The sequence below is a fragment of the Bradyrhizobium sp. UFLA06-06 genome (assembly GCF_054820065.1).
This window is the reverse complement of sequence record NZ_JADFUD010000009.1, coordinates 110,437-125,422: the sequence shown is the minus strand read 5'-3', so window position 1 is coordinate 125,422 and position 14,986 is coordinate 110,437. Positions and strand designations below refer to the sequence as shown.

Below are 14,986 nucleotides of genomic sequence, written 5' to 3'. Positions count from 1 at the left end.
AGCTGGTCGTGGTTATGGGTCCCGGCTTTCGCCGGGACGACATGGGGAGAGTGTGTGCGCCAGCCATCATCACCCTCCCTGCCGCGGCGTGATGATCTCGATCTCGTCGCCGGCTTTCAGCGCGGTGTCGGACCAGCGGCTCTTCGGCACCACGTCGTAGTTCAGCGCGATCGCGAAATGCGTGCCCTCGTAGGCGAGCTCGGCGAGCAGCGCGTCGACGCTGCCCGCACTGATCTCCCGCTGCTCGCCGTTGACGATCACGCGCATTGCATCACCTCATTGTCGATTTCGCCGCGCGCGAGATAGGCGAGCGTCAGCTCGGCCAGCGCCGGCGCCAGCAGGAAGCCGTGACGGTAGAGTCCGTTCACCGTGATGCGTTCCTGCTCGATCCTGATTTTCGGCAGATTGTCGGGAAATGCCGGGCGCAGGCCGGCGCCGAATTCGACGATGCGCGCCTCGGCGAACGCCGGATGCACGACATAGGCCGCGCCTAACAGCTCCAGCGCCGAGCGCACGCTGACGCCGTTGTCCTCGGCCTCGAGCGAGGTCGCGCCCAGCATGAAGCGGCCATCGCCGCGCGGGATCACGTAAAGCGGCCAGCGCGGATGGATCAGCCGCACCGGGCGCGCCAATTCGACCTCGGAGGTCTCGATGATGATCATCTCGCCCTTGACGCCACGCAAGCTCGGCTCGCGGTCGCGCGCGGCAAGGCCGCGGCAGTCGATCACGAGGCCGTCGAGATCGGTTGCATCGGCGTCGCTGCCGAACTTGATGGCGCCGCCGGCCTTGGCGATCGCGGCATGCAGCCGCGGCAGCACGCGGCGCGGCTCGACATGGCCCTCGTCGGGATAGAACAGGGCGTCACGGAAACGGCCCTCGAGCGACGGCTCGAGCGCGCGAACGCCCTCGGCGTCGATCCGGCGATGGCCGGTGGTAAGGCGGGCAAAGCGCTCGAAATCGGCGCGGTCGCGCGGATGCGCCACCACCAACGAGCCGTTGAACGGGGTTTCCGGGACGTGCTGCCGCCACAGCTCGAGCGAGCGGATGCCGAGCCGGGAGATCACGGGCTCGGAGGCTTCCGCCTCGCACCAGGGCGCCAGCATCCCGCCGGCCCAATGGCTTGTGGATTCCGTCATCGCGGCGTCACTGCGCTCATGCAGGGTGACGGCACGTCCGGCCTCTGCGAGCAACAGCGCATGCCAAGCGCCGGCTATGCCTGCGCCGATGATGGTGACGGGAGAATCCCCCCGCGGTCTTGACGTCTGATACATCCCTGTCCCTTCGCCGGCATGACCCGGATCAGGTTCAAAGGGTCACCGCGGTCTCGGACTATTTGCCTACTGGCTAGTCCAAGCTTGCGGTATCTCAGCTCCTCCTTCGGAGCACCCCTCGGAACGCCCCTAATGTAGGCGGATAGGCTTGTGTGTCAACTTGTATGCCAGACGCGGGCGCGCTGCGGTGCCGCACCTCTTCACACCAGTTTGCTAGCGGAACGATCGCGTGATTAGCGGTGTGAACGGTGCGCGTCGCGGACGGCACGACCCACCAGCGCGATCCGGACGCGATCGGCGCTATTTTTCGGCCTGTTCCGGCCTCGGCTCGGCGGTATCGGCCGTCATTTGCTCCGACTTGGCGAGCTCCTTCGGCGATGCACCCGCGCCGCCATGCTTCGCTTCCTTCAGGTGATCCCCGCGCTGGCGCTTTGCGGCGTAGTAATACCCGCCCGCGAAATAACGCACGGCTCGATCGTGATTGCCATTGGCGGCGCGATAGGCGCCGGCGAGGTACTTGATGCCGTATTTGAGGTTGGTCTGGGGATCGCGCAGACCCTCGGCGGTACCGGTGTAGCCGAGGCCGCGTGCCGTGCCGAGCTTGATCTGCATCAGCCCGATGGTGCCGCCGCGTCCGATCAGCTGCGGATGGTACTTGCTCTCGCGCACGATGACGCGATGCACCAGCTCTTCCGGCACGAGGTTCGCCTGGGCCTCGGCCGCCACCATCGCCTCATATTGCGCGCGCGATTGCGCCTGCGCGCTCGCGCAGGACGCCAGCACCGCGATCGCGGCAAGGCAGCCAAGGGCTTGTATGGTCTTCATCTCAGTCGCTCGGGGCTTTTAGATGCGCGTCGGTTCTGCGGTCTCATTGGTACGGCGAGCGGGCAGGAATGTGGCAAAACCTTCGCATCAGCGAACGTTATGCGTCCGTGATTGTCCGGATGCCGGTGGGCCGGCCGACGATTGCGCGAATGATGCTTCAAATTGTTCGCTTCAACCGTCTCAGCCAAAAATTGTCTTGGCCTGCAATTTCCTTGTAATTTTTCTGACTAATTTTGCCGCACGCTATCCACAGCAGTTTGTCGTGCAAACGAATCAATGAAGGTCTAGACTTCATCCACGACAGGGTGCGCGATCGTTCAGTCAGCAGCTCTGTCCAAGCACGCAAGAAACAACATTCGGGAGATGCGCCATGGTCCGTCAGGACACCGGCTATATGCCTCGCGAAAATCCCTGCGCGCAATGCGGTAAGCCGATCGCTCGCCCCGATTGGGTGGAGCACAGCGAAGGCCGTTCCTCGTTCTTGTGGAATTGCCGCGCCTGCAATTACCGCTTCGAGGCCATCGCGATCTACGAGGAAGCGGAGCTAATTACGCCGCTCGCCGCCTGACGTCTCATCACATCGGCTTGCGCTGATCAGGCCGCGGATTTCTGCCGCGGCCGCAATTGCTGTTGCCGCGCCGGCAATTCGATCCGGACCACGAGCCCGTGCGGCTTGCGATCGTGCAGCGACAACGTGCCGGCATGCGCGAGCACGATGGCGTTGGCGATCGACAGGCCAAGGCCGAAGCCTTCGGCCTCATCCATGTTGCGCGCCTGGTCGCCGCGCACGAACGGCTCCAGCACGCTCGCCTTGTGCGCATCCGAGATGCCGGGCCCATCATCTTCGATGTCGACGACGAGGCGGTCGGGCTTGACGTCGAGGCGGACGGCCACTTCGCCGCCGAACCGCACGGCATTCTCCACCAGATTGGTGATGCAGCGGTGCAGGTCGGCCGGCCGCGCGGTCGCCATCGCATGCTGCGGGCCGGCGTAGCTGACCTTGTGTCCCATGTCGGCGAACTGATCGGTGACGAGGTGCAGCGTGCTCGCGATGTCGACCAGCGTCATCTCCTCGAGCTTGCGGTCGTTGCGCAGGAACGACAGCACCGATTCCAGCATCGAGCGCATCTGGTCGAGGTCGCGCAGCATGCGGTGGCGATGGGTCTCGTCCTCGATGAATTCGGCGCGCAGCCGCATCCGCGTGATCGGCGTGCGCAGGTCATGGCTGATCGCGGCCAGCATCTTGGTGCGATCGTCGATCAATGCGGTGATGCGCTCGCGCATCCGGTTCAGCGCCCGGGCCAGCGAACGGATCTCCTCCGGACCGCGCTCGGGCAGCGGCGCGGCGGCGCCGTTCAGGCTGAAGGTCTCGGCGGCCTTGACGAAGGACGACAGCGGCGCGGTCAGCGCCCATGCTGCCCACAGGCCGAGCAGGGTGACGCTGATGACGGCGAACAGCACCGTCATCATCCACGGTCCGCCCCAGAACGGCCGCATGTGCTGATCCGGCGTCAGGTTGGCGGCGAACATGGCGCCGTCGGGCAGGCGGATCGCGACGCGGCGAATTTCGCCGTCATGCGGCGTGCCGCCAGCCTCGCGCGGCAGCAGGAAGATGCGATAGCCGGCGCCGAGCCGGCGCAGCGCGTGCAGGCTCGGCGTATCGGTTTCGGTGAGCGCGCCGGCATCGGCCGGCAGGTCGCCGATCGCAAGTTGCGGGAAGGCACGGGCGACGTCGGCCACGAGCCGCGGCCGCTCCGACGCCGGGGCATGCCCGAGCAGTTGCGCGGCGGCGGCGAGCTGGGTGTGCCAGCGATCCGAAGGCTCCAGCCGATCAGGACGATGGATCAGGAAGGTGGCGGTGATGATCAAATGCAGCGCGACGATCGAAACGACGACCAGCGCCGCCATCTGGGCGCCGATCCCCCGCAGACTCAGCACGCGCAGCAGCTTCATGGTCAGTTGTTCGTGGCGGCAACCGCCTCCACCCTCGGCGTGAACACATAGCCGCCGGAACGCACCGTCTTGATCATGGTGGCTTCCTGCGGATCGGGCTCGATCTTGCGGCGGATGCGGCTGACCAGCACGTCGATCGAACGTTCGAACGAGCCGGCGCTGCGGCCCTGGGTCAGGTCGAGCAGGCTGTCGCGCGACAGCACGCGGCCGGGCCGCTCGCAGAAGGTGCGCAGCAAGTCGAACTCGGCGCTGGTCATGGCGACGCGCGCGCCTTCGGGGTTGCGCAGTTCGCGCAGGCGGATGTCGATACGCCAGCCGAGGAAGGTCAGCGTGGTCGCGCCCTCGATCGCGCTGGCGTTGCGCGCGGCAGCCTGCCGGCGCAGCACCGCGTTGATCCGCGCCAGCAGCTCGCGCGGGTTGAACGGCTTTGCCAGGTAGTCGTCGGCGCCCATCTCGAGGCCGAGGATGCGGTCGACGTCCTCGCCGCGCGCGGTCAGCATGATGATCGGCGTCTGCGATTCCGCCCGCACCTTGCGACACAGGCTGAGGCCGTCCTCGCCGGGCAGCATGACGTCGAGCACCAAGAGGTCCACTCGGTGATCGGTCATCGCCTTGGCCATCTCGCGGCCGTCGGAGGCGGTCGTGACATGACAGGAATTGGTGCGGAGATATTTTGCGATCAGGGACCGCGTCTCGCGGTCGTCCTCGACGACAAGGATATTGGGCGCAGCCTGGGTCATACCGATCTTTTGTCCGTGATTCGGGGAAAGCGGCTCAGGAATTTTGTTTCAGTATGTGTCTGAAATCTTGCCCGGCTATCCGGGTTAACAGGTCGGCGGCAGGGAGAAAAGTTATCGTTCTGTCATCAATCCTGGTCCCTGAATTGCGGGCAGAACTCTCCAGGGACAGCACATTGGCCGCCATGGCAGCAGGAGAAAGGGAAGGGCGGCTGTCATATCCGGGGGCGGAACCCGTCCCCCGTGCGACGCGTTATTTCCCTTTCAGGTCAGGGAGGGTGAGATGGCTGTCGAGGTCGAGACCAGGCCGCATCAGCTCATTGCAAGCGACCGGGTCGAGGGGACGGCGGTGCGCCGGGCCAATGGCGACATGATCGGCCATATCGAGCGGCTGATGATCGACAAGATCTCGGGCAAGGTATCGTACGCGGTGTTGAGCTTCGGTGGCTTCCTGGGCATTGGAACCAATTTGATCCCGCTGCCCTGGGGCCGGCTGCACTACAACCCGAAGTTCGAGGCCTATGAGCTCGACATCGAGGACGAGGAGCTGAAGCGCGCGCCGTCGTTCCGTGCCGACAAGGATTTCGATTGGGGCGATCGCTCGCAGGAAGTCGAGTTGCATCGCTTCTACGGCGTGCCGCCCTATTGGGGCGGCTTCTGATCGCGCGGCAACATGCGCGCATGCCGACGCTCGTCGATCGATGATGCGGTCGCGGGGCGAGCGCGCGGCTTGTGCAGCGCGGTTCGCCGGGACGACTTAGTGAGCCAAACATCGTCACATCATGGACTGCGCGTCCGGCGCAGTCGTGAGGCTCAACCGCAAGCTTAGTTGAGAGATCACGATCGCTTTCGTCAAGCGGCGCAGCGTTCCATGCGCTGAAAGGTCCTCACCCTGTTCCTCGGCATCCAAGCGGCTTTTGATCGCAGGTCCGTTAGGAACGGTTGCGAAGATGACGGGTTTTCCCAGCATCGATTTTGGAAGAGGAGAGCCATCAATGTTGGTCAAATCCATCGTCGCCGGCCTCGCCGGCACCGCGCTGCTTGCGACCGTCGCCGTTGCGCAGACGCCAACCGACAAGGGCGACAAGATGTCTCCTGCGGCCACGTCGCCGGCTCCAGCGGCATCGACGTCAGCGACGTCGCCGACCGAGTTCAAGGGCAACTGGCGTGCGTCGAAGGTCGCCGGACTCAGCGTCTATAACGACAAGAACGAGAGCGTCGGGTCGATCAACGATCTGCTGATGGACAAGAGCGGTACGATCAAGGCGGTCGTGATCGGTGTCGGCGGCTTCCTTGGCGTCGGCGAGCATCTGGTCGCCGTGCCGCTCGACAAGGTGAAGTTCGTCAGCGAGCCGATCGCCTATACCGGCGCGTCCAACAGCACCGGCGGCACCGCCAAGACGAACACCACCACGGGTGCAGCCCCGGCGGCGGCGGCGTCGAAGCCGAATCCCTGGTATCCGGATCACGCCGTGTTCAACGCGTCCAAGGATGAGCTGAAGGCGATGCCTGAGTTCAAGTACTCGACCGACTAAGGCATATCGCGACCTGCAAGAAAAAGCGCGTCCGGCTGCTGCCGGGCGCGCTTTTTGTTGGCCGATGGATAAAATCCGGGAAGAATGTAAGGATTAGGTCAGGCAATCCAATTCGGACAACGCGTCTCCAGGGCATCGGAAAGGTGAGGTCCGCGAAGCGACCCGTTTCAATCATCATCAACCGATTGAGCTTACGTAATCCTTCTTTGAATGGCTGAACCTGATGAATGACAAGGACCGCGAGAGCGGCGATCCCGCGGTAGCCCGGATTCGCGGCCGCTACCCGCAATACACGCGGCGCCGGTTGCAAGGCTTTGCGGAGCGCCTGCAACAGAAGATTCATGCCGGCAGCGTGCCGGTCACTTCGCTCGCGCTTGCCGGTCCCACCGAACGGATCAGCCTCGAGGACGCGCTCAAGCTCGATTATCGGGTGGTCCCGTTGGGCGAGACGCTGGGACCGCTGTGGGCGACCTATTGGGTGCACGTCGTGGCCGAGGTGCCGCAGGCCTGGGCCGGCTCGCGCGTGGATCTGTATTGGGACAGCCGCTCGGAAGCGCTGCTGTGGCTCAACGGACGTTCCTCGCAGGGTCTCAATCCCGGCCGCCACATCGCGCCGCTCGTTCAGTCGGCCCGCGGCGGGGAGACCGTCAGCTTCCATGTGGAGGTGGCCTGCAACGGCCTGTTCGGCGCGTTCTGGAGCGATCCGCAGGCCTACGCGCTGGTCGCCTGCGAGCTGCGCCGCTTCGATCCCGAGGCCTCGGCATTCTATTTCGACTACGAAGTGCTGCGCCAGCTCGAGGCTGACCGCGATCCCACGACAAGGTCGAGGTCATACGGAGCTGTCGGAGAGACGGCGCAGCCGGCGCTGGATCGGACCTGGGCGGGGCGCCTGCTGCACGATCTCAACCGCATCTGCAACATCACCGATCCCGACGATCGCGCGACATGGCCGGCGGCGCGGGCGATCCTCGATGGTCTGCTGGCGGCACGAAACGGCAGCATCACCCACGAGATGTCGGCGATCGGCCACGCCCATCTCGACACGGCATGGCTGTGGCCGCTGGCGGAAACCCGGCGCAAGGCGCAACGCAGCTTCTCCACGGCGGTGGCGCTGATGGAACGCTATCCCGATTTCAAGTTCGCCTGCTCGCAGGCCTATCAGTATGCCGTCATCGAGCAGAATGACCCTGACCTGTTCGCCCGAATTCGCGCCAAGGCCGCCGCGGGCCAATGGATTCCGGTCGGCGGCAGCTGGATCGAGCCGGACTGCAATCTGCCGTGGGGCGAGTCGATCTGCCGTCAGTTCCTCTATGGTCAGCGCTATTTCGAGCAAACGTTCGGCGCGCGCTCCAGCGTGTTCTGGAATCCCGACGTGTTCGGCTACGACGCCCAGCTGCCGCAGCTGATGCAGTCGGCGGGGATGTCGCGCTTCCTGACCCAGAAGCTGTCGTGGAACAAATTCACCTCACCGCCGCATCACAGCTTCCATTGGCGCGGACTGGACGGCAGCACAGTGCTGGCGCACTTCCCCCCGGCGGACACCTACAACGGATCGGCGCAGGTCGCGGAGCTCCGCTATCACGCCGCCAATTACAAGGACGCCGACCGTTCGTCCGACGCACTCTATCTGTTCGGCTATGGCGACGGTGGTGGCGGTGCCGACGAGGCGATGCTCGAGACGTTGCAGCGCGCAACGGACTTGCAGGGGCTGCCGCGGATCCAGATTCGCTCCGTCGACGAGTTCTTCGACCGCCTGGCGATATCAGCGCCGGATCTGGCGACGATCGAGGGCGAGCTCTATCTCGAATATCATCGTGGCACCTACACCACGCAGGCCGAGACCAAGCGCCTCAACCGTGCTTGTGAGGCCGGCCTTCAGGCACTCGAATTCGTGACCACTGTCGCGGCTGCCTGCCGGCAACCGGCGCCATCCGCACAGGAGATCGAAGCGCTGTGGCGCACGCTGCTGGTCAACCAGTTCCACGACATCATTCCCGGCAGCAGCATCCGCGAGGTCTATGAACGTGCCGAGGTCGAACTCGCCGGCGTGGCGGAGGAGGCCGGGCGTCGCACGCAAGCCGTGCTGGCGACACTGTGCGATCCCGAAGACGGCACTTGGACACCCATCAACACGCTGGGCTGCGCGCGTGCCGAGGTCGCGTCCGACCCCGACGGCGACCTTCGTTACATCGTCGCCGCGCCGTTTGCGGCGGGCGAAACGACGACGACCGACGATCGAGTTGTGGTCGCCGCCGATGCGGACGGCTTCGTGCTGTCGAACGCGCGGCTCGAAGCGCGCATTGATCGCAGCGGGCTTGTTCGGTCGCTGCTGCACGTTGCGACGGGTCGCGAGACCTTCGCATCACCGGCAGCCCGGCTGCTGCTGCTCGATGACCGGCCGCTCGATTTCGAGGCATGGGATATCGATCCGTTCGCGCTGGAGACCGCGCGCGAGGCGGCAGGGGAGGTGAGCTGCGCCGTGCTGTCGGATGGCGGACTGCGCGGCGAGGTCCGTTTCGAGCGCGGGCTCGGACGCGCGAGCCGGCTCGCGCAGGTGATCCGCCTCGATGCCGGCGCCGATCATCTCGAATTCGAAACCACGGTCGACTGGCAGGAGCGCAAGACGGCGCTGAAGGTCATGTTTCCGGTGGCCTGCCGTGCATCGAACGCAACCTATGAAACCATGTTCGGCGCAACCGAGCGGCCGACGCATGCCAACACGGATGCCGATGCGGCCAAGTACGAGGTGCCCGGCCATCGCTGGGCCGATCTCGCCGAGCCGGATTTCGGCGTGTCGCTGTTCAGCGACTGCCGTCACGGCTATTCGGCGTTCGGCAACCAGCTCGCGCTGACGCTGCTGCGCGGCTCCGAATTGCCTGATCCGCAGGCCGATATCGGGCGGCACCGGATGCGCTATGCGATCTATCCCCATCACGGCGACTGGCGCAGCGCGGACACGGTCGGACGCGCCTTGCGGTTCGAACGTCCGGTGCTGTGGACGAAAGGAAAACCGCGCGCGCCGTTGCGACATTCGCTTTTGGCCGCGTCCCCGGCCAACGTGATCATCGATACGATCAAGCCCGCCGAGGATGGCGACGGCTGGGTGGTGCGGCTCTACGAGAGCGCAGGCATTCGCGCCGCCGCGGCGCTCGATTTCGGCGTCGACATCGCGTCGGTGTGGATGAGCAACACCCTGGAAGACCGCATCGAGGCCCTGCCGATCGAGGATCGCGGGTGCCGCCTGGCGCTGCGTCCGTTCCAGATCGCAACGCTGCGGGTCTTCCAGGCGTAGTGCTTGCGGTGAACTTTCACCCGCCCGGCTTGCGCGGAGAGGCCGGATCGCATCGCTCGACGCGATCCGGTGTGGACTAGCCGTCAGTTCGACTTCACCAGCGGACAGCCGCCCTTGTCGAGCGGGCGGAACGCCTCGTCGCCGGGCACGGTGGCGATCAGCTTGTAGAGGTCCCACTCGCCCTTGGATTCCTCGGGCTTCTTGACCTCGAACAGATACATGTCGTGCACCATGCGGCCGTCGATCCGGATATGACCGTTCTTGGCGAAGAAGTCGTTGACCGGCGTGGCGCGCATCTGGGCCATCACCTTCGGCGCCTCGTCGGTGCCGATGGCCTCGATCGCCTTCAGGTAATGCATGGTCGCCGAGTAGAGGCCGGCCTGGATCATGGTCGGCATGTGGCCGACCTTCTCGTTGAAGCGCTTCGAGAAGGCGCGGGTCTCGTCGTTCATGTCCCAGTAGAAGGCGTCGGTGACGATCAGGCCCTGGGTGGCTTTGATGCCGAGCGAATGCGTGTCGGTGATCTCCTGCAGCAGCGCGATCATCTTCTGGCCGCCCTGGGTCAGGCCGAACTCGGAAGCCTGCTTCAGCGCGTTGGTGGTGTCGCCGCCGGCGTTCGCCAGCGCCACGACCTTGGCCTTGGAGGCCTGCGCTTGCAGCAGGAAGGACGAGAAGTCCGACGAGTTGAGCGGATGACGCACGTCGCCCAGCACCTTGCCGCCGCTCTCCTTGACGACATTGGCGGCATCGCGCTCCAGCGCCATGCCGAAGGCGTAGTCGGCGGTGACGAAGAACCAGGTGTCCTCGCCGCGCTTGACCATCGCCTTGCCGGCGACGTTCGACAGCGCATAGGTGTCGTAGGTCCAGTGCACCGTGTTGGGCGAGCAGGCGGTGCCGGTGATATCGGAGGAGCCGCCGCCGGAATTGATGTGGATCTTGTTCTTGTCGCGCGTCAGCGCCGAGATCGGCAATGCGACCGACGAGGTCGGCACGTCGAGGATCGCGTCGACCTTGTCGTTGTCGTACCAGTTGCGTGCGATGTTGACGCCGACGTCGGGCTTGTTCTGGTGATCGGCTGCGATCACCTGCACCGGCTTGCCTTTCACCTTGCCGCCGTAATCGGCGACCGCCATCTCGACGGCGGCGACCGAGCCCTTGCCGGTGGCGTCCGCATAGAGGCTCGACATGTCGGTGAGCACACCGATCTTGACGACGTCGTCGGAGATCTGGGCGTTCGCCGCGGTCGCGGAGACCGCGAGCGCGAGGCCGGCCGCCGCTGCGGCCAAGAGTGTTTTCATCGTGTTTTTCTCCCTGACTTTTTCGTTGAGGGTTGCTTCCACCGGGGCGTTCTAGCCGCTGCGACAAGCTGTCGCAAAGACGACTTTTTGAGCATGGGCAGGACAGGGGCGGATGGAGGCCTTGTTACCTCCCCCCGCTCGAGACGGCTCGGTTACAGCGCCGGTAACGCGGTGACGGCGGCCTTGATGGTGCCGTCGGTTTCCACGATCACCCGCAACGTCTTGGAATCGAAGTCGATGCCGGCCAGCCGGATGCTGTTGACCTCGGCGTCGACGCGGATGCCTTCCTCGTTCTTCTGCAGGTCGGCGATGGCCGCGGCGACCTTGCGCTGCGCGTTGGTCGCGAATGGCTTCAGGTCGACCACCAGCCGGTCGTTAAGGGTCTGCTGCATGTGCGGGATCGCGGCGCGCGCGGCGGCGCCGAGCAGGCCGAACGCGGCCTCGGATTCCACCGCCAGCTCGACGTCGGTCAGCCGCAGCGTCTGCGACGGCTGGTCGAGCCGCGGCCGGCCCCAGATGTGCACGGTCGCCTCGGCGCCCAGGCCGAACCAGCTGGCCTTCTCCTTGGCGTGCACCAGCAGCGAGATCAGAAGCCGGTCGCCGGAGGCGGCGATGCTCGCGCTCTTGACGGTCACGTCGACCGGCCCGGAGCCGTCCTCGGGGAAGGTCTTGCCCTTGAGCTGCGCCTCGACCAGCTGGCTCAGCGTGGTGAAGGACAGGTCGACCGGCAGGCCGATCGCGACCTGGCTCGCCATCGGCGGCACGATCGAGAGTTTTTCCGGGAATGGGCAGTTCGGGGTGGTCTGCGCCTCCGTGATCCGCGTTTCGGCCTCGATCCCCATCGTCAGGATCAGCGAGGACGCGTCGACCTTCGGCTGCGCGGCGATCGCGCGGGTCGGTCGCAGTTCGAGCCACATCGGCGGCATCGAGGTGGTGCCGCCGGTGCCTTGCAGCGGGATCGAGCGGCAGGCCTTGGCCCATTGCGCGCGGGCGTTGTTCTGGAACACCGGGTCGTTGTGCAATCGGGCCTCGACCACGGAAATCTGGTCGGCGACCGCCTTGTCGATGACAGGCTTGACCTGGGCCGGCACGCTGATGCGGACGCCGGCCGTCGACAGGCTGGTGTCGCCGAGATTGACCTGTGCCTGCAGGTTCGGCTCGATCCGCCAGGACGCGCCGAGCTTCGGCCGCGCGGTGAGGGTGACGTTGCCCTTGATCTCGGCGTTGGCGTTGACGTTCTTGATGTTCACGGCGCCGATCTGCTTGGCGACATTGCCGCCGAGCAGGCTGCCGAGCGCGTCGCTGACCGCGCCGGTTGCCTTGGCGGACAGCGCGCCGGTGACCTTGAGCGTGCCGTTGATCGGGGTGGTCAGCGTCAGCACGTCCTGCGCACCGGTGGCCGCGATCGGCCCGCGCGATGCGGTCCAGCCGATGTCGGCATTTTGCAGGATTTGCTGGACCGGGTTGTCGGCCTTGCCGCCGAAGGTCTTCGGCGCGCCGCGTTCGGCGGCGTCGCGGATTGCCGACAGCGCGACCGAGACCTGCGCCACGATCGTCGAGGAACGCGGCGCCTGCGGCAGCGGCGGCAGCTCTGCGAGCTTCGGCTTCTGCACGGTGACGCTCGGCGCGAGCCAGTCCATTGCCTTGAGGCTGATCACGAACGAGACCAGCACCACCGCGATCCCGAGCGCTATCGTCCTTGGATGCATCGGTAGACGCATCATTCCCCCGGATGAAAATCAACTTGACGGCTTGTACAGGCCCCCCGACGAGGGCGCCAGTGTGGCGGGATCAAGCTGCTTCAGGGGCGGAAGGCGTTAAGGTTGATGAACGCGGCAACGGCCCCGGCACGAGGTGCCGGAGCCGTCGTCGAGGACGCCTTTAATAAGGCACGCCTTGGAGGGGAGGGACTTAGCGGACGGCCGAGCCGAGATCGGCGCGGCGGTCGGTCATCGGCAGCACGATCACCTTGGTGCCGACGCTGACCCGCGAATAGAGGTCGGAGACATCTGCATTGGTCAGGCGCAGGCAACCGGAGGACACGCGGGTGCCTATCGTCTCCGGCGCGTTGGTGCCGTGGATGCGGTAGATGGTGCCGCCGAGATACATGGCGCGGGCGCCGAGCGGATTGCCGGGGCCGCCGGCCATGTGGCGCGGCAGATAGGGCTGGCGGGCGATCATTTCCGGCGGGGGCGTCCAATCCGGCCACTCCGCCTTCTTGGTGATGGTCTGGGTGCCCGACCAGGTGAAGCCGTCGCGGCCGATGCCGATGCCGTAGCGCATGGCCTGGCCGTTGCCGAGCACGAGATAGAGATAGGTGTGCGGGGTGTCGATGATGATGGTGCCGGGCGCCTCGCGCGTCGGATAGGCGACGACCTGGCGGCGCAGGCGGGCGGGCAACTCGACGGAACGGTCTTCCTCCTGCGCCTGCGGCATCGACTGCACCGGCGGCTGCACGGCCTCGGTCGGCGGCGTCAGGATGAAGGGGAACATCGGCAGCGGAGCGGCCACTGCGGTATTTGCGAATGCGACGGTGCCAATCGCCAGCGCACCGAAGGCGGCGGCAGCGAGACGCGAGTTCAGCTTGATGGAATTGAACATTGTCGACCCCTGTTGTTTGCGCCCTGCGCGCCAGTTCCGGCGCGTCGTTGGGTCAAAGCAGTACAGGTGAGGCGTTTCAGGACGTTTGCACGAAATCGCCAAAATGGTTTCGTGCCGTTAGGGAATTGTTTCGTGCGTGTTTCGTCGCACGGTTAAGGCGAGGTTGCCGGGAAGGGGGTGTACCGCCGCAAGACAGTCTTCCTGGCACGGCGCTTGCTGTCCCAGCGCATTGTTTCGGAATGGAGTGGAAATGATGCTGGGGCACACGATCGGCAGCATGCTGGATCGGCAGAAGGGCTTCGGCCCGGGGTTCGATTTTCTCCGTATCGCACTGGCGATTTCCGTCGTCGCCGCCCACGCGCCCTATGTCGCGAGCGGCAGTGGCGACGGCGAGCAGGCGTGGATCGCCTGGTTTCCGCACTACGCCATTCTCGTGATGTTCTTCGCGCTGAGCGGGTTTCTCATCGCGGCGAGCGGGCTGCGGCTTTCCCTGAAGGAATTTCTCACCAATCGCGGCATGCGGATCATTCCGGCGCTTGCGGTCGAGATCGTGCTGTCGGCACTCATCCTCGGACCGATCTTCACCGCGCTGCCGCTGCACGACTACTTCACCAATTTCGGCACCTACAAATACTTCACCAACATCATCGGCCTCGTGAACTACGTTCTGCCCGGCGTGTTCAGCGGCAATCCCGCGCCGGAGGTCAACAGCTCGCTGTGGACGGTGCCGTTCGAATATGGCTGTTACGCGCTGATGACGATGTTCATCCTGTTCGGCCTGTTGCGCGAGCCGCCGCTCATCGTGCTCGGTGCGCTCGTGCTGGTCGGCATCGGCCTTGCGCTTGCACTCACCGGGCATAGCGCGCAATCGTCGCAACTGCCCGCCGGCGTCGCCGGCACGCTGCATGACAGGATCTTCAGCACGGCGCCGTTCCTCGGACGCGGCGCGAAGCTGCCGGTCGCGTTCATGCTCGGCATCGCGATCTATCTCTATCGTGACCGCGTTCCCTACAACGGATGGCTTCTCGCCGCGTGCTGCGCGCTCTGCGCGGGCGCCGCGCTGCTCGGTCCGGCGGACTGGATGAGCCAGCCGGTGCTCAATCTTCTGATCGCCCCGGCGCTGGTCTATATCACCGCGTATCTCGGCGTCTCGAAGCTGCCGCGGCTGCCGCTGGTCTCGCGCGGCGACTATTCCTACGGCATCTATCTCTACGGATTTCCGGTGCAGCAGGTGGTGCGGGTATGGCTGCCGCACGCGCCCGTGATCGTTCAGTTCGCGATCGCGCTGCTGCTGATCACGCTGTTCGCCGCGTTCTCCTGGCACTGGATCGAGAAGCCGATCCTGAAACTGCGCAGCCGCTTCTCGTTCGTGGCGCGCCAGCGCCTTGCGCCGGACGACGCGGTCGCGACGCGTCCAGACATTGCGCCGCTTGCCGTTGCCGCGAACGCCGTCCGCAGCAGGCAGTCCTCCTGA

Annotated in this window: 14 protein-coding genes and 1 riboswitch; of the genes, 5 read left to right on the top strand and 9 right to left on the bottom strand. The window is 65.4% G+C overall.

Going from position 1 to position 14,986, the window contains the following annotated elements; genetic code table 11:
- Positions 1–69: 69 nt before the first annotated feature.
- The 3 genes from thiS to IF803_RS10580 all read right to left on the bottom strand — a co-directional run bounded on the left by thiS (position 70) and on the right by IF803_RS10580 (position 2,096).
- A complete protein-coding gene (gene thiS / locus IF803_RS10590) occupies positions 70–267 on the bottom strand; it encodes a sulfur carrier protein ThiS (RefSeq protein WP_461192105.1) in 198 nt (65 codons plus the stop codon).
- Positions 258–1,271, bottom strand: coding sequence for an FAD-dependent oxidoreductase (locus IF803_RS10585; RefSeq protein WP_461192104.1), 1,014 nt, complete (start codon positions 1,269–1,271; stop codon positions 258–260). The genes thiS and IF803_RS10585 overlap by 10 nt, the downstream gene beginning before the upstream one ends.
- A riboswitch (TPP riboswitch) is annotated at positions 1,259–1,400 on the bottom strand. Its footprint overlaps the gene before it by 13 nt.
- A gap of 171 nt (positions 1,401–1,571) precedes the next feature.
- Complete coding sequence (locus tag IF803_RS10580; protein ID WP_461192103.1) at positions 1,572–2,096, bottom strand: transglycosylase SLT domain-containing protein; 525 nt, start codon at positions 2,094–2,096, stop codon at positions 1,572–1,574.
- Positions 2,097–2,466: 370 nt separating this feature from the next.
- Here IF803_RS10580 and IF803_RS10575 point away from each other — a divergent pair, with 370 nt between their 5' ends.
- Positions 2,467–2,664, top strand: coding sequence for a hypothetical protein (locus IF803_RS10575; protein WP_028332600.1), 198 nt, complete (start codon positions 2,467–2,469; stop codon positions 2,662–2,664).
- Positions 2,665–2,690: 26 nt separating this feature from the next.
- On the opposite strand, the gene IF803_RS10570 is transcribed toward IF803_RS10575, so the two are convergent.
- Both IF803_RS10570 and IF803_RS10565 read right to left on the bottom strand, forming a co-directional pair.
- The gene (locus IF803_RS10570; protein WP_461192102.1) at positions 2,691–4,049 is read right to left on the bottom strand and encodes an ATP-binding protein; all 1,359 of its coding nucleotides are present in this window, start codon (positions 4,047–4,049) and stop codon (positions 2,691–2,693) included.
- A 2-nt stretch (positions 4,050–4,051) separates the two neighbouring features.
- A complete protein-coding gene (locus tag IF803_RS10565; RefSeq protein ID WP_018273044.1) occupies positions 4,052–4,789 on the bottom strand; it encodes a response regulator in 738 nt (245 codons plus the stop codon).
- Between the two features lie 280 nt (positions 4,790–5,069).
- On the opposite strand from IF803_RS10565, the gene IF803_RS10560 reads away from it, so the two are divergent.
- The gene (locus IF803_RS10560; RefSeq protein ID WP_028344225.1) at positions 5,070–5,447 is read left to right on the top strand and encodes a PRC-barrel domain-containing protein; all 378 of its coding nucleotides are present in this window, start codon (positions 5,070–5,072) and stop codon (positions 5,445–5,447) included.
- A gap of 114 nt (positions 5,448–5,561) precedes the next feature.
- On the opposite strand, the gene IF803_RS10555 is transcribed toward IF803_RS10560, so the two are convergent.
- The gene (locus IF803_RS10555; protein WP_411782059.1) at positions 5,562–5,798 is read right to left on the bottom strand and encodes a hypothetical protein; all 237 of its coding nucleotides are present in this window, start codon (positions 5,796–5,798) and stop codon (positions 5,562–5,564) included.
- Here IF803_RS10555 and IF803_RS10550 point away from each other — a divergent pair.
- Complete coding sequence (locus tag IF803_RS10550) at positions 5,782–6,321, top strand: PRC-barrel domain-containing protein (RefSeq protein WP_028344227.1); 540 nt, start codon at positions 5,782–5,784, stop codon at positions 6,319–6,321. The two genes, IF803_RS10555 and IF803_RS10550, sit on opposite strands and share 17 nt — an antisense overlap.
- 223 nt (positions 6,322–6,544) lie before the next feature.
- Positions 6,545–9,613 carry an alpha-mannosidase gene (locus tag IF803_RS10545; protein WP_461192101.1) on the top strand — a complete coding sequence of 1,023 codons (3,069 nt, stop codon included), beginning with the start codon at positions 6,545–6,547 and terminating at the stop codon, positions 9,611–9,613.
- Positions 9,614–9,696: 83 nt separating this feature from the next.
- Here the strand turns inward: IF803_RS10545 and IF803_RS10540 are convergent, their stop codons facing one another.
- The 3 genes from IF803_RS10540 to IF803_RS10530 form a co-directional block, all read right to left on the bottom strand.
- Positions 9,697–10,911 carry an ABC transporter substrate-binding protein gene (locus IF803_RS10540; protein ID WP_461192100.1) on the bottom strand — a complete coding sequence of 405 codons (1,215 nt, stop codon included), beginning with the start codon at positions 10,909–10,911 and terminating at the stop codon, positions 9,697–9,699.
- A gap of 152 nt (positions 10,912–11,063) precedes the next feature.
- Positions 11,064–12,632, bottom strand: a complete 1,569-nt coding sequence (locus tag IF803_RS10535) for a DUF4403 family protein (protein ID WP_461192159.1) — start codon at positions 12,630–12,632, stop codon at positions 11,064–11,066.
- Positions 12,633–12,822: 190 nt separating this feature from the next.
- Complete coding sequence (locus IF803_RS10530) at positions 12,823–13,512, bottom strand: L,D-transpeptidase (RefSeq protein WP_461192099.1); 690 nt, start codon at positions 13,510–13,512, stop codon at positions 12,823–12,825.
- Positions 13,513–13,762: 250 nt separating this feature from the next.
- Here IF803_RS10530 and IF803_RS10525 point away from each other — a divergent pair, with 250 nt between their 5' ends.
- The gene (locus IF803_RS10525; RefSeq protein ID WP_461192098.1) at positions 13,763–14,986 is read left to right on the top strand and encodes an acyltransferase family protein; all 1,224 of its coding nucleotides are present in this window, start codon (positions 13,763–13,765) and stop codon (positions 14,984–14,986) included.

Coding starts and splice junctions, on each gene's coding strand:
- thiS (WP_461192105.1), bottom strand. CDS start 267: ATGCGCGTGATCGTCAACGGCGAGCAGCGGGAGATCAGTGCGGGCAGC.
- IF803_RS10585 (WP_461192104.1), bottom strand. CDS start 1,271: ATGTATCAGACGTCAAGACCGCGGGGGGATTCTCCCGTCACCATCATC.
- IF803_RS10580 (WP_461192103.1), bottom strand. CDS start 2,096: ATGAAGACCATACAAGCCCTTGGCTGCCTTGCCGCGATCGCGGTGCTG.
- IF803_RS10575 (WP_028332600.1), top strand. CDS start 2,467: ATGGTCCGTCAGGACACCGGCTATATGCCTCGCGAAAATCCCTGCGCG.
- IF803_RS10570 (WP_461192102.1), bottom strand. CDS start 4,049: ATGAAGCTGCTGCGCGTGCTGAGTCTGCGGGGGATCGGCGCCCAGATG.
- IF803_RS10565 (WP_018273044.1), bottom strand. CDS start 4,789: ATGACCCAGGCTGCGCCCAATATCCTTGTCGTCGAGGACGACCGCGAG.
- IF803_RS10560 (WP_028344225.1), top strand. CDS start 5,070: ATGGCTGTCGAGGTCGAGACCAGGCCGCATCAGCTCATTGCAAGCGAC.
- IF803_RS10550 (WP_028344227.1), top strand. CDS start 5,782: ATGTTGGTCAAATCCATCGTCGCCGGCCTCGCCGGCACCGCGCTGCTT.
- IF803_RS10555 (WP_411782059.1), bottom strand. CDS start 5,798: ATGGATTTGACCAACATTGATGGCTCTCCTCTTCCAAAATCGATGCTG.
- IF803_RS10545 (WP_461192101.1), top strand. CDS start 6,545: ATGAATGACAAGGACCGCGAGAGCGGCGATCCCGCGGTAGCCCGGATT.
- IF803_RS10540 (WP_461192100.1), bottom strand. CDS start 10,911: ATGAAAACACTCTTGGCCGCAGCGGCGGCCGGCCTCGCGCTCGCGGTC.
- IF803_RS10535 (WP_461192159.1), bottom strand. CDS start 12,632: ATGCGTCTACCGATGCATCCAAGGACGATAGCGCTCGGGATCGCGGTG.
- IF803_RS10530 (WP_461192099.1), bottom strand. CDS start 13,512: ATGTTCAATTCCATCAAGCTGAACTCGCGTCTCGCTGCCGCCGCCTTC.
- IF803_RS10525 (WP_461192098.1), top strand. CDS start 13,763: ATGATGCTGGGGCACACGATCGGCAGCATGCTGGATCGGCAGAAGGGC.